Annotated in this window: 11 protein-coding genes; 6 read left to right on the top strand and 5 right to left on the bottom strand. The window is 66.6% G+C overall.

What is annotated here, in order from left to right:
* The first annotated feature begins 115 nt into the window (after positions 1 to 115).
* Together QOL79_RS01690 and aroB are read left to right on the top strand one after the other, a co-directional pair.
* Positions 116 to 691, top strand: a complete 576-nt coding sequence (locus QOL79_RS01690; protein ID WP_082657529.1) for a shikimate kinase — start codon at positions 116 to 118, stop codon at positions 689 to 691.
* The gene (gene aroB / locus QOL79_RS01685; RefSeq protein ID WP_283418417.1) at positions 679 to 1,773 is read left to right on the top strand and encodes a 3-dehydroquinate synthase; all 1,095 of its coding nucleotides are present in this window, start codon (positions 679 to 681) and stop codon (positions 1,771 to 1,773) included. Before QOL79_RS01690 ends, aroB begins: the two co-directional genes overlap by 13 nt.
* Positions 1,774 to 2,282: 509 nt before the next feature.
* Here the strand turns inward: aroB and QOL79_RS01680 are convergent.
* The 4 genes from QOL79_RS01680 to radA are packed head-to-tail and all read right to left on the bottom strand — an operon-like array spanning position 2,283 to position 6,511.
* Positions 2,283 to 4,169 (bottom strand): cation:proton antiporter domain-containing protein, encoded by a 1,887-nt coding sequence (locus QOL79_RS01680; protein WP_283418416.1) that lies wholly within the window; start codon positions 4,167 to 4,169, stop codon positions 2,283 to 2,285.
* A complete protein-coding gene (locus QOL79_RS01675) occupies positions 4,166 to 4,594 on the bottom strand; it encodes an iron-sulfur cluster assembly scaffold protein (protein ID WP_283418415.1) in 429 nt (142 codons plus the stop codon). Before QOL79_RS01675 ends, QOL79_RS01680 begins: the two co-directional genes overlap by 4 nt.
* On the bottom strand, positions 4,591 to 5,139 hold the full coding sequence (locus tag QOL79_RS01670) for a CvpA family protein (protein WP_283418414.1): 549 nt from the start codon (positions 5,137 to 5,139) through the stop codon (positions 4,591 to 4,593). Before QOL79_RS01670 ends, QOL79_RS01675 begins: the two co-directional genes overlap by 4 nt.
* A gap of 10 nt (positions 5,140 to 5,149) precedes the next feature.
* Positions 5,150 to 6,511, bottom strand: coding sequence for a DNA repair protein RadA (gene radA, locus QOL79_RS01665; RefSeq protein WP_283419026.1), 1,362 nt, complete (start codon positions 6,509 to 6,511; stop codon positions 5,150 to 5,152).
* A gap of 189 nt (positions 6,512 to 6,700) precedes the next feature.
* On the opposite strand from radA, the gene fsa reads away from it, so the two are divergent.
* The 3 genes from fsa (at position 6,701) to QOL79_RS01650 (ending at position 9,841) form a co-directional block, all read left to right on the top strand.
* Positions 6,701 to 7,351: a fructose-6-phosphate aldolase gene (gene fsa / locus QOL79_RS01660; protein ID WP_283418413.1), complete on the top strand. Its 651-nt coding sequence runs from the start codon at positions 6,701 to 6,703 to the stop codon at positions 7,349 to 7,351.
* A 191-nt stretch (positions 7,352 to 7,542) separates the two neighbouring features.
* Positions 7,543 to 8,337, top strand: coding sequence for an enoyl-CoA hydratase-related protein (locus QOL79_RS01655; RefSeq protein WP_204993377.1), 795 nt, complete (start codon positions 7,543 to 7,545; stop codon positions 8,335 to 8,337).
* Position 8,338: 1 nt separating this feature from the next.
* The gene (locus tag QOL79_RS01650) at positions 8,339 to 9,841 is read left to right on the top strand and encodes an acetyl-CoA acetyltransferase (RefSeq protein ID WP_282946460.1); all 1,503 of its coding nucleotides are present in this window, start codon (positions 8,339 to 8,341) and stop codon (positions 9,839 to 9,841) included.
* Positions 9,842 to 9,961: 120 nt separating this feature from the next.
* On the opposite strand, the gene amaB is transcribed toward QOL79_RS01650, so the two are convergent.
* Positions 9,962 to 11,464, bottom strand: a complete 1,503-nt coding sequence (gene amaB, locus QOL79_RS01645; RefSeq protein ID WP_283418412.1) for an L-piperidine-6-carboxylate dehydrogenase — start codon at positions 11,462 to 11,464, stop codon at positions 9,962 to 9,964.
* A gap of 96 nt (positions 11,465 to 11,560) precedes the next feature.
* Between amaB and acs the strand changes: the two genes are divergently transcribed.
* Positions 11,561 to 13,525, top strand: a complete 1,965-nt coding sequence (acs, locus tag QOL79_RS01640; RefSeq protein WP_283418411.1) for an acetate--CoA ligase — start codon at positions 11,561 to 11,563, stop codon at positions 13,523 to 13,525.
* Positions 13,526 to 13,726 lie beyond the last annotated feature (201 nt).

The raw sequence follows: 13,726 nt of genomic DNA, 5'->3' as shown, positions 1-13,726 counted from the left end.
CGGCCTTTTCCCGATCTGCCCGTTTCGCGCAATATGCAATGCCCGCCGTTCGTCCCATAAATGCGCGGCGAAAACCATTGTCCCGCGCGGCCTGCGCGGTATAGCCGCGCGCACCATGTCGCGAAACCCGAAAAGCCCGGCGCCTGCCGCCCCTGCGACGCTTCCCGCTTCGATCCGCGAGCGGTCGATCGTGCTCGTCGGCCTGATGGGATCGGGCAAGTCGACGATCGGACGCCGCCTCGCGCAGCGGCTCGGCATGGCCTTTGCCGACGCCGACGACGAGATCGAGCGCGCTGCGGGGATGACCATCTCCGACATTTTCGCCAAATTCGGCGAGGCGCATTTCCGCGATGGCGAGCGCCGCGTGATCGCGCGGCTGCTCGCGGGAAAGCCGCACGTCCTCGCAACCGGCGGCGGCGCCTTCGTCAACGAAGAGACACGCGCGCTGATCCTCAAGGACAGCCTTTGCATCTGGCTCGACGCCGATATCCCGACGCTGGTCGAGCGCACCGCCCGACGCGGCCACCGCCCGCTACTCAAGGGCCGCGACGCCGGCGCGGTGCTGCGCGAACTCGCCGAGGTGCGCAATCCGATCTATGCTCAGGCGCACATCCGCGTCAGTTCGGCGTCGAGCCCGCACGAGCACACGGTGCGCGCCATCATGGAGGAATTGTCGCAGTGGAACGCCTGACCGTCGACCTCGGCAGCCGCAGCTACCCGATCCTGATCGGCGACGGGCTGATCCGCGATATCGGCGCGCACGTCGCGCCGCTGCTCCGCCGGCCGCGCACGATGATCGTCACCGACAGCAATGTCGCGCCCCACTATCTGGTCGGGGTCGGCGCATCGCTCGCGAACGACAATATCTCCTTTTCCTCGCTCGTCCTGCCCGCAGGTGAGGGTACCAAGAGCTGGGAGGGACTGGCGCGCCTCACCGAATGGCTGATCGGCGAAGGCATCGAGCGCAGCGACCATGTCATCGCGCTCGGCGGCGGCGTCATCGGCGACCTCGTCGGCTTTGCGTGCAGCATCGTCAAGCGCGGCTGCCATTTCATCCAGGTACCGACCACCCTGCTCGCGCAGGTCGACAGCAGCGTCGGCGGCAAGACTGCGATCAACGTCCCCGCGGGCAAGAATCTGATCGGTGCCTTCCACCAGCCGGCGCTGGTCGTGATCGACCCGACGACGCTCGCCACGCTGCCGCGGCGCGAACTGGGCGCGGGCTATGCCGAGGTCGTCAAATATGGCCTGATCGACGACGCAGCGTTTTTCGACTGGTGCGAAGCGAACGGCGCTGCGCTGCTCGCCGGCGATGCGGGAGCGCGGCACAAGGCAATCGCGCACAGCGTCGCCGCCAAGGCGCGCATCGTCGCCGCCGACGAACGCGAGACGCAGGACATCCGCGCGCTGCTCAATCTCGGCCACAGCTTCGGCCACGCGCTCGAGGCCGAAACCGGCTATTCGGACCGCCTGCTCCATGGCGAAGCTGTCGCGGCAGGGATGGTGCTCGCGCATCAATTTTCCGCAGCGAACGGCCTGTGCCCCCTCGCCGACGCCGACCGCGTCCGCGACCATCTGGCCAGCGTCGACCTGCCGCACAGTCTCGCCAGCGCCGGGGTCAACACCGGTGGCGCCGCGCTCGCCGCGCATATGGCGCACGACAAGAAAGTGCGCGGCGGCAAACTGCCGCTGATCCTGACGCGCGGCATCGGACAAAGCTTCGTCACCGACGAATATGGGCTGGATGCCGTGGCGGCGTTCCTCGATCGTTGAGGACGACGGTTAGCGACTGGAGGTTGCCGTTTGGTTCCTCCCCGTGGCGAAGCCATGGGGAGGTGGCAGCGCGAAGCGCTGACGGAGGGGCAAATGGCGCGAGGTCGCGGCCCCTCCACCATCGCCTGCGGCGACGGTCCCCCTCCCCACGGCTGCGCCGCAGGGAGGATATTCCTTTCTTCGTCATCCCGGACTTGATCCGGGATCCATCGCGGCGTTGAAGTCGTGGACCCCGGATCAAGTCCGGGGTGACGAGTGTCTGGAATCCAACCCAAAGCCGCTTCGCCTTCGAAAAGGTCTTTCCTACATTATCCGGCTATGCCAGCCTTCGTCCGGCTCATTCATCCGGGGAACGAAAAGCGGTCGCTGCCCGGTTCCCGGGTTCAGCTCCTGTGGGCCTGCCGGGCGCGTCCAGCACGCCGCGAGGTCCAAGTCCGGGTGCGCGTAAGGCTGAACTTTCCTGAACTTTGGCGACGGCCACGCGCCCTCGCGCCGGCCGAACAGCGCGGCTAGGCGGCCTGTTCTGCCTCCGCTTCCTCGCGCGCCCGCTTCGCGGCCTGCCGCCGTTCGCGCAGCGCCTCGAGCACGCTCGACGCCTGCCGTCCGCCGCCGGCAACGAACCGGTAGTCGCGGCCCGCCGCGATATCGCCCTCGCTGATCTGCATGTCGAGCCGTTCGGCGTCGAGCTGGCGCAGTGCGCTTTCGACATCCTCGATCTCGCGCGGCTCGACCTCGAGCTGGCGCAGCGCCATGAGCCCGAGCGCGATCGAACTTTCGAACACCTCGCGCACCGCGCCCACGGCCCCGGAGCCCTCGATCGCAAGCAGCTGGCGGCGGTCGAACACCCGTGTCAGCACGCGGGCATTGGGAAAGGCCTCGACGATCGGCGCGAGTGCCGCCGCATCGATCGTCCGGTCGTCGGTGCAGAAAACGATCAGCCGCGCTTCCTCGGCCCCCGCGCGCCGCAGCACGTCGATGCGCAGTCCGTCGCCGAAATAGACCTTGGTGTCGAAACGGCCCGACAGCTCGATCTGGCTCGGCTTCTTGTCGATCAAGGTCACCGAACAATCGACGGCATGGAGCATCTGGGCGACGATCTGGCCGAACCGGCCATAGCCAATGACGATCGACGACCCGCGCGGGGCATTTTCGGGGTCGTCGAGATCGGCATCGACGCCCGGCGAGAATTCGAGGTTGCGCGCGAACAGCATCAGGAAGGGCGTCGTCATCATCGACAGCGTCACGACCGCGCTGAACAGGCTTGCCGCCTCGGGCGCGATCAGCAGCGCGTCCGCCGCCTGCGCAAAGAGCAGAAAACCGAACTCGCCGCCCTGGCTCAGCAGCAGCCCGAGGCCGAGGCACATGCTCCAGGGCTTGCCGAAGGTGCGCACGAGCAGCGTGAGCACGACGATCTTCACCGCCACAAGCCCCGCCGCGAGCCCGACGACCTGCATTGGTTTCTGGATCACGACATTGACATCGAGCACCATGCCGACCGCGAGGAAGAAGAGACCGAGCAGCACGAGGCGAAACGGCTCGACGTCGGCCTCGATCTCGTGCCGGTACGGCGAATCGGCGAGCATCATCCCCGCGATGAAGGCGCCGAGCGCGGTCGAGAGGTGCAGACTGTGCATGAAGGCGGCGCTCGCCAGCACCGCCAGCAACCCGACGACGACGAACAGCTCGCGTTCGCCATAGCGGCCGATCAGGCGCAGCAGCGGATTGACGACGAACCGGCCGACGAGCACCAGCGCCGCGATCGCTCCCACCGTATAAAGCGCCATCTGCCATCCCGGCGGCGCCGAGGGATCGGCGGGCGCGCGCGACAGCGCGGCGATGATCGTGATCATCGGGACGATCGCCAGATCCTGGAACAGCAGGACAGAAAAGGCCTTTTCGCCGAACGGCGAATTGATCCGCCCCGAGCTTTTGAGGCTGGGCAGCACCTGCGCAGTCGATGAGAGCGCGAGCGGCAGGCCGAGCGCGAGCGCCGCCTGCCAGCTGAAGCCGAGCGTCAGCAGGATCAGCCCCGCGAGGATCAGCCCGGTGATGACCACCTGCGCCAATCCCAGTCCGAAGATCGCCTTGCGCATCTCCCACAACCGCCGTGGATGGAGCTCCAGCCCGACGAGAAAGAGGAGGAAGGCGATGCCGATCTCGGCGAAGGCGAGCTTCGACTCGCCGCCGCCGACGAGACCGAGCCCGTGCGGCCCGACCAGCGCGCCGGCGATCAGATAGCCGAGCACCGCACCAAGACCGAGCCGGCGGAAGATCAGCACGAACAGCGTCGCAACGCCGAGCAGGATCGCGCCCTCGAACAGCGCGGTGTCGGTCGCGGTCTCCGCCGCCGCCGTGGCCGCCTCGGCCGTCGCGGCGGTGAGGAGGATCGGGCTCATGCCGCTGCCGCCTGACCTTCGAACGCCGTGACCGCGGCATCAAAGGGCAGCAGGATGGCACCGTGCCGCGCAGGATAATCGCGCGCGGGTGCGAGCAGGTCGAAGCCCGGCCAATCGGGCACGGCGCCCTCGTTCCTGAACCAGCCGGCAATCGCGTCGCGGGCGGCGCGAATGTCGGCGAGCCCCCGCCCCACCGCGTGGCGCGCAAGCAATGCCGCCGACGCCTGCCCCAGCGCGCAGGCTTCGACATGCATCCCGACCGCGGTCACATAGCCCGCCTCGTCGGTATCGAGATCGAATATGATCGCGCTACCACACAGCGGCGCGCGCGCCGAAACGCGGTGGCGCGGCGCCTCCAGCGGTGGGAAATCGGCAGTCGCGACCGCCAGCGACAATATGTCGCGATTATAGAGCGGAGCGCTCATTTCGGCACCGCTGCAGGCGCGCCTTCGGATCCGGCGGCACGCGCTTCGGCGCGGCGATCGGCGATCACCTTGCTCAGCGCCCCGCTGGTCGCGCTGAGCGCGGGATAGGTTCGGCTGTCGGTCATCCACGCCGGCCTTTGCGCATTGCCATATCCGACATCATAGAGGAGCGTGACCAGCATGAAGCCGAGGGTCGCGATCATCAACCCCTTCACCGCACCGAACCCGGCCCCCAACCCGCGGTCGAAGCCGCCGACGAGCGACGCGCGGCTGCGCTGACCCATGGCGCGCGATCCCCATTTGACGATGGAGAACACCCCGCCGAACAGCAATACGAACGCCAGCACCGCCGCGCCGCCTTCCGTCCCTACCCACGCTTCGAGGAAATCGGTCGCGAAGGGATGGCCGAAACGCACCGCTGCGATCGCGAGCACCCAGGCGAGCAGGCTCGTCACCTCCTGCACCAGGCCGCGCAAGAACCCGAGGATCGCGCTGCCGCCCACGAGGGTCAGCACGATGATATCCAGAGCCGTCAGACTTGCCATTCGCCGGTCGCTAGTCGCGCCCGAGCATCAGGTCAACGAGTTCGCCGAGCCGGCCGAAGCCGGTGACGCCGATCCCGTTCACGCCCTTCATCCCCTTTGGGCCCCAGCCCCTTGAAAAACCGAGCTTCGCCGCTTCGCGCAGACGCAACGCATCGTGCGAAACGGGGCGCACCTCGCCCGACAGCGACAGCTCGCCGAAGACGATCGCGTCGGCGGGCACCGGCCGCTCGCTGAAGGCCGAGATCAGCGCCGCCGCGACCGCCAAATCGGCGGCCGGGTCGGTCAGCCGGTAGCCGCCCGCGATGTTGAGATAGACTTCGGCCCCGCCCATCTGCAGCCCGCAGCGCGCCTCCAGCACCGCCAGCACCATCGCCAGCCGCCCGCTGTCCCAGCCGACGACCGCGCGCCGCGGCGTCGCCCCGCTTGCCAGCCGGACGGTCAGCGCCTGCACCTCGACGAGCACCGGGCGCGTCCCTTCCAGCGCGGGGAAAACGACCGAACCCGGCACGTCGCAGCTGCGGTCGGTCAGGAACAGGCTCGACGGATTGGCGACCTCGCCCAGACCCTCCTCGCCCATCGCGAACACCCCGATCTCGTCGGTACCCCCGAAGCGGTTCTTCACGGCGCGGAGGATGCGATATTGGTGGCTGCGCTCGCCCTCGAATGCGAGCACGGTGTCGACCATATGTTCAAGGACGCGCGGCCCCGCAATCGTTCCGTCCTTGGTGACATGCCCGACGAGCACGATCGCGGCGCCGCTGTCTTTGGCGTAGCGGATCAGCTCCTGCGCGCTGGCGCGCACCTGGCTGACCGTGCCCGGCGCGCTGTCGATCAGGTCGCTGTGCATCGTCTGGATCGAGTCGATCACGACGAAATCGGCGGTCCGGCTGTCGAGCGTCGCGAGAATATCGCGCACCGACGTCGCACTGGCGAGCGCAACCGGCGCATCGCCGAGCCCCAGCCGCTGCGCCCGCAGCCGCACCTGCCCCGCGGCTTCCTCGCCGCTGATATAGACGACCGACTTGCCCGCCTTCGCGAGCCGTCCCGCCGCCTGCAAAAGCAACGTCGACTTGCCGATCCCCGGATCGCCGCCGATCAGCGTCGCCGATCCCGCGACGAACCCGCCGCCGAGCGCGCGGTCGAACTCGGCGATTCCGCACAGCATGCGTTCGGGCATCGGGCTATGCACGTCGAGCGTTTCGAGCGTCAGCGTCCGCCCGCCCCGGCTCAGGTCATGCTTCGCCGAAAAAGCCGTCTCGCCGGCCTCCTCGACGAGCGTGTTCCACTCGTTGCAGTCGGCGCACTGTCCCTGCCAGCGGTACGAGACCGATCCGCAATTCTGGCAGACATATTGACGTTTCGCTTTGGCCATCATGGCCTCGCTTAACGGGAACAAAGAACGAACGCTAGAAGATAATGACATCGTCATTGCGAGCGAAGCGAAGCAATCCAGGGCGACTTACGCAACTCTGGATTGCTTCGCTTCGCTCGCAATGACGAGGAAAGGGCTATAGGGGATCGCCAGCATCCGAATCACCTTCCCAAAAGGAACGCCCGCGCCATGAAATTCTTCGCCGACACCGCCGAAATCGCCGACATCCGGGAACTCGCCGCGACCGGCCTGCTCGACGGGGTCACCACCAACCCGTCGCTGATCGCCAAGTCGGGCCGCGACTTCAAGGAAGTGACCAAGGAAATATGCGCCATCGTCGATGGTCCGGTGTCAGCCGAGGTCGTCGCGCTCGACCACGAAACGATGATGAAGGAAGCCGAAATCCTCCGGAAGATCGCCGACAATGTCTGCATCAAGGTGCCGCTGACGATCGACGGGCTCAAGACCTGCAAGGCGCTGACCGACGACGGAACGATGGTCAACGTCACGCTCTGCTTCTCGGCAGCGCAGGCGCTGCTCGCCGCGAAGGCGGGCGCAACCTTCGTCTCTCCCTTTGTGGGCCGCCACGACGACAATGGTTTCGACGGCATGCAACTGATCGCCGACATCCGGCTCATCTACGACAATTACGCCTATGAAACCGAAATCCTCGTCGCGAGCGTGCGCCACGGCATCCATGTGCTCGAAGCCGCGAAGATCGGCGCCGACGTGATGACTGCGCCGCCGTCGGTCATCAAGGGCCTCTTCAAGCACATCCTCACCGAAAAAGGCATCGAAGGCTTCCTGGCGGATTGGGCAAAGACGGGCCAGTCGATTTAATTCTGCGCAACCTATTATAATGGTGTGTCCCCGCGAAGGCGGGGATCCATCTTCTGTCGGTTCGAAGTGGCGCCGACCGGTGATGGGCTCCCGCCTTCGCGGGAGCACACAGCCTATTTGCACAGCCACCCTTTCCAGTTGACGTAAACGTCAACCACCCGCGATACTCGCCCGAAAGGGAGAGATTCGCGATGACCGATACCACCATCCTGACCGAACGCCGCGGCCATGTCCTGATCGTCACGATCAACCGGCCCGAGGCGCGCAACGCGGTCAACGCCGCGGTGCATATCGGCATCGGCACGGCGCTCGAGACCGCGGAGGCCGACCCCGAAATCCGCGCCGTTGTCATCACCGGCGCCGGCGACAAGAGCTTCTGCGCTGGCGCCGACCTCGTCGCGCTGTCGCGAGGCGAAAGTCTCGCACCCGACGATCCGGCGCAGCAGGCGTGGGGCTTTGCGGGCATGGTGTCCCACCCGATCTCGAAGCCGATCATCGCCGCGGTGAACGGCTTCGCCTTTGGCGGCGGCTGCGAGATCGCGCTGATGAGCGACATCATCGTCGCGGCCGATCATGCGCAATTCGGCCTGCCCGAGGTCAAGGTCGGGCTGTTCGCTGCGGCGGGCGGCGCGTTCCGCCTTGCCCAGCAACTACCGCGCAAGCTCGCGATGGAATATATGCTGACCGGCGACCCGATCCCCGCCGCACGCGCTGCCGAATTCGGCCTCGTCAATCATGTTGTCCCGCTCGCCGAGTTGATGCCCACTGCAATCGCACTCGCCGGGAAGATCGCCGCCAATGCGCCACTGTCGGTGCAAGCATCGAAGCGCGTTGCGCTCGGGATTCAGGATGGCCGTATCCCGGCCGACGCGCCCTATTGGGAGCACAATACCCGGGAACGCAGTGTGCTTATGCGCAGCGAAGACGCCCGCGAAGGCCCGCTCGCCTTCGCGCAGAAGCGCAAGCCCGAATGGAAGGCGCGCTGATATGAGCCTTGCCGATCCCGAGCGCATTCCTGTCATCATCGGCGTCGGGCAGGTCAACGACCGGCCCGACGATCCCGATCGGGGATTGGACTCGCTTGGCCTCATGATCGCCGCGCTGAACGTCGCGGCACAAGATGCGGGCGTCTCGCTGACCGACATCGACAGCCTGGCGATCGTCGACCAGATCAGCTTTCACAGCCTCGGCAAGCTCCCCGAGCCGCTCGCCGCCGCGATCGGTGCGAACCCGGCGATCAACTACCAGTCGGCTGCGCCACACGGCGACACGCCGGTCCGGCTGCTCAACGAAGCCGCAAATCGCATCGGCGCGGGCGAGGTCAAGCTCGCCGCGATCGTCGGCGCCGAGGCGCTGCGCACCGCCGCCGGCCGCGCCGCCAAGGCCGCGAGCGGCGAGGACAAGAGCTATAATGCGATCCGCAAGGTCGCGACGCGGCGCGAACCGAATTATGCACAGAAGCACGGCCTTGCGGCGCCGGTCGATGTCTATCCGCTTTATGAAAATGCTACGCGCGCCGCATGGGGGCAAAGCCTGATCGAGGCTCAGGCCGAGAGCGCGGAAATCTGGTCGCGCTTTTCGGAGATCGCGGCCGCGAACGACGGCGCATGGATTCGTAAACCCGCGACGCCCGATGACATCCTCCGCGTCGACGAGCGCAACCGCCCGATTGCCTTCCCCTATTCGAAGCTGATGGTCGCCAATTCGTCGGTAAACCAGGGCGCGGGCTTCCTCGTCGCGAGCCTTGCTCAAGCGCGCCGTCGCGGCATCGCCGAGGACCGGCTGATCTATGTCGGGATGGGCGCGGCGGCGAAGGAGCCCGCAAGCATCCTCCACCGCGACCGCTACGACGGCAGCGTGAGCATGGAGACGTCGATCAATCGCACGCTTGAGCTGAATGGCATGGCGGTCGGCGATTTCGACTATGTCGAACTCTACAGCTGCTTCCCCTGCGTGCCCAAGATGGCGCGGCGCACGCTCGGCTGGCCCGCCGACCGGCCCGCAACGGTGTTCGGCGGGCTGACCTTCGGCGGCGGCCCGATCGCCAATTATATGAGCCATGCGATCGTCTCGATGGTGGAGAAACTCCGCCGCGGAGGCCGCTATGGATTCCTGTTCGCCAATGGCGGCTTCGCAACCGACAATCATTGCATCGTGCTGGGCAGCGAGCCGATCGCGGCGGCGAGTTTTCCGCAGGATTTCGACTATCAGGCCGAGGCGGAAACGAAGCGTCGACCGGTGCCTGAATTGATCGAGGATTATGCGGGGCCGGCGACGATCGAGAGCTACACGGTCTTTTACGACCGTGACGGCAGTCCGAAAGCGGGTGTCGTGGTGGCGCGCACGCCCGAAGGCGCACGCACACTGGCGCATGTTGATGTGACCGACGCGGCGATGCTGGCGTTCTTGACTGATGGCAAGGCCGAGCCGGTGGGCACGGCAGGGCAGATTGTGGCGTTGGAGGAAGGCTTCGGTTGGCGGTCAATCTGATCCAACCTCTATTCCGTTCGTGTCGAGCGAAGTCGAGACACCTGTCGGCCTCGCACCACTCCGATGGGCGTCTCGACTTCGCTCGATGCGAACGGAAATTTTGGACCGGCTTTTCGGAAGCTAAATCTCGAACGAAACCCCCTGCGCGAGCGGCAGCGCGTCAGAATAATTCACCGTATTCGTCGCGCGGCGCATATATTGGCGCCAGCTGTCCGAACCGCTCTCGCGCCCGCCGCCGGTTTCCTTTTCGCCCCCGAATGCGCCGCCGATCTCGGCGCCCGAGGTGCCAAGGTTAACGTTCGCGATGCCGCAGTCGCTCGCGGCCAGAAACCGCTCGGCCTCGCGCATGTCGGTGGTGAAGATCGCCGACGACAGCCCGGCCGCGACGTCATTGTGCAGCCCGATCACGGCATCGAGGTCGTAGTAGCGCATGACGTAGAGGATCGGCGCGAAGGTCTCTTCGAGCACCGGCCCGACCTGCCCCGGCATCTCGACAAGCGCGGGCTTCACATAGAAGCTGGCGCCCTCGCCGACGCGCTCGCCGCCGTGCACCACCCCGCCCGCTGCCTCTGCCGCACCCAGTGCCTCCTGCATCCTCTCATAAGCGGCCCGATCGATCAGCGGCCCGACGAGAACCTCGCCCTCCAGCGGATTGCCGACACCCGCGCTGGCATAGGCGGCCTTAAGCTTCGCCACGAAACCGTCATAGATGCCGTCATGAAGAAACAGCCGCCGCGTCGTCGTGCAGCGCTGCCCCGCAGTTCCCATCGCCCCGAAGGCGACGCCGCGCAGCGCCAGGTCGAGGTCGGCCGAAGGCGCGACGATCACGCCGTTGTTGCCGCCAAGCTCGAGGATCGCGCGGGCGAAACGCTTAGCCAATCGCGGCGCCACGGCGCGGCCCATCCGCGTCGATCCGGTTGCCGAGACCAGCGCAACGCGCGCGTCGTCGACCAGCGCCTCGCCAGCCTCACGCCCGCCGATCAGCAGCTGAGACAGCCCCGCGGGCGCATCGCCGAAACGCGCCACCGCGCGCTCGAAAATCGCCTGCGTCGCGAGCGCGGTCAGCGGCGTCTTTTCCGACGGTTTCCACACCACGCTGTTGCCGCACACCAGTGCAAGCGCCGCGTTCCACGCCCACACCGCGACCGGAAAGTTGAACGCCGAAATCACCCCGACGACGCCCAGCGGATGCCAGACCTCCATCATCCGGTGCCCCGGCCGCTCGGTCGCGATCGTCAGGCCGTATAGCTGGCGCGACAGCCCGACCGCGAAGTCGCAGATGTCGATCATCTCTTGCACCTCGCCCGCGCCCTCGGACGGGATCTTGCCCGCCTCGATCGTCACCAGCTTCGCCAGATCGTCCTTGGCGGCCCGCAATTCGTCGCCGAAAAGCCGCACCAGTTCGCCGCGACGCGGGGCGGGAACGTTCCGCCACGCACGAAACGCCGCGCTCGCCTGGTTCAGCGCCGCATCGATATCGGCGGCGTCGGCGACGCGCACCGACGCGACGTGCTCGCCGGTCAGCGGCGAGTGCGACGGCATTGATCCGTCAGTCCACGCCGCCCTGTCGACACCCAGCGCGTCCAACAAATGCGCTACTTCTTCGCCGATCCCGGCCATCATCCATCCTTCCGTATAAGGGCGACCGCCCTTGCAGTTTGTGGCTCGCGGGTTATCGCAGCCAGCAACCGAGTCAAATCGAAAGCGGGAGAATCAGACGTGTCCGACCTACCCCCCTCCGAACCTTTGGTCCCCGTCCCCGCCGACGCCGCCGCGAACACGCATTGCACCGCCGCCGACTACGACCGCCTCTATGCGCAGAGCGTGAGCGATCCCGACAGCTTCTGGGCCGAACAGGCCAGGCGTCTCGACTGGATCACACCGCCGACGAAAATCGGCAACTGGTCCTACGGCCCCGTCGAAATCAATTGGTATGAGGACGGCGTCCTCAACCTCTGTCACAATGCGCTCGACCGCCATGTCGCCGCGGGCCACGGGATGCACACCGCGATCATCTTCGAACCCGACGCCCCCGACGGCGAGACGCGGACGATCAGCTACGCCGCGCTGCTCGCCGACGTCATCCGCATGGCGAACACGCTCAAGAAGATGGGCGTCAAGAAGGGCGACCGCGTCACCATCTATATGCCGATGATCCCCGAGGGCGCGGTCGCGATGCTCGCCTGCGCGCGCATCGGCGCGGTGCACAGCGTCGTGTTCGGCGGCTTCTCGCCCGAGGCAATCCACGGCCGCATCGAGGATTGCGCGAGCGACTGGGTGATCTGCGCCGACGAGGGCCTGCGCGGCGGCAAGACCGTGCCGCTCAAGGCCAATGTCGACAAGGCGCTCGAACGCGTCGATGTGAAGGCGGTGCTCGTCATCGCGCACACCGGCGGCGACGTCGCGATGAAAGAAGGCCGCGACCATTGGTACGACGCGCTGTCGGCCGACGTCGGCGCAGACTGTCCGTGCGAGCCGATGAATGCCGAAGACCCGCTGTTCATCCTCTACACCTCGGGCTCCACCGGCAAGCCCAAGGGCGTACTGCATACCGTCGGCGGCTACAGCGTCTGGACCGCGACGACCTTCTGGTACGGCTTCGACTATCGCCCCGGCGAGATCTTCTGGTGCAGCGCCGACATCGGCTGGGTCACCGGACACAGCTATGTCGTTTATGGCCCGCTGCAGAATGGCGCGACGACCTTGATGTTCGAGGGGATTCCCAACTACCCCGACCACGACCGCTTCTGGCAGGTCGTCGACAAGCATCGCGTCAATATTCTCTACACCGCGCCGACGGCAATCCGCGCGCTGATGCGCGAGGGCGACGATTATGTCACGCGCCACGACCTGTCATCGATCCGCCTGCTCGGCAGCGTCGGCGAACCGATCAATCCCGAGGCATGGCGGTGGTATCACCAGATTGTCGGCAAAGGCCGCGTCCCCGTGATCGACACCTGGTGGCAGACCGAGACCGGCGGGATCATGATCACCACCCTACCCGGCGCGCACGCGATGCAGCCTGGCAGCGCGGGCAAGCCCTTCTTTGGCATCCGCCCCGAACTCGTCGACGCCGAGGGCAACACGCTCGTCTGCGAAGAAACGGGCGGCGCGGCGGAAGGTAACCTCTGCATCACGCACAGCTGGCCCGGACAGGCCCGCACGATCTACGGCGACCACGGCCGCTTTGCCGAGACCTATTTCTCGACCTACAAGGGCAAATATTTCACCGGCGACGGCTGCCGCCGCGACGCCGACGGCTATTGGCGCATCACCGGCCGCGTCGACGATGTGATCAACGTCTCGGGCCACCGCATGGGCACCGCCGAGGTCGAAAGCGCGCTCGTCCTGCACGAGGATGTCGCCGAGGCCGCGGTCGTCGGCTTCCCGCACGACATCAAGGGTCAGGGCATCTACGCCTATGTCACATTGAACGCAGGGGTCGAGGCCACCGACGCGATCGTCGCGGCGCTCAAGCAGCAGGTCCGCAAGGAAATCGGCCCGATCGCGACCCCCGACCATATCCACCTGACCCCGGGGCTGCCCAAGACGCGCTCGGGCAAGATCATGCGCCGCATCCTGCGCAAGATCGCGGAAAATGATTTCGGATCGCTCGGCGACACGTCGACGCTCGCCGACCCGAGCCTCGTCGACGGGCTGATCGAAGGACGAAAGAACCGCTGACAATATCGGCCGCAGTCCCCGGATAGGCCGCATCATGCTTTGGTATGATTGAGCGGCGGAGCGGCGGGCGCCATAGAGGGAGCGACCCCAGTTCCGGCCGCTCCTCCCCCCTCCCTGACGGCCGGAGCAACAAGGCCCGGAAGGTTACGCACCTTCCGGGCCATTTCTTTTTCGTTAGCGGCGCGAGCCTGCGATTGCCGG

Origin of the sequence: Sphingopyxis sp. Geo48, assembly GCF_949769155.1 — a bacterium.
Taxonomy (GTDB): domain Bacteria; phylum Pseudomonadota; class Alphaproteobacteria; order Sphingomonadales; family Sphingomonadaceae; genus Sphingopyxis.
The sequence above is the reverse complement of the archived record's forward strand: the minus strand, read 5'-3'. Positions and strand labels throughout refer to the sequence as shown.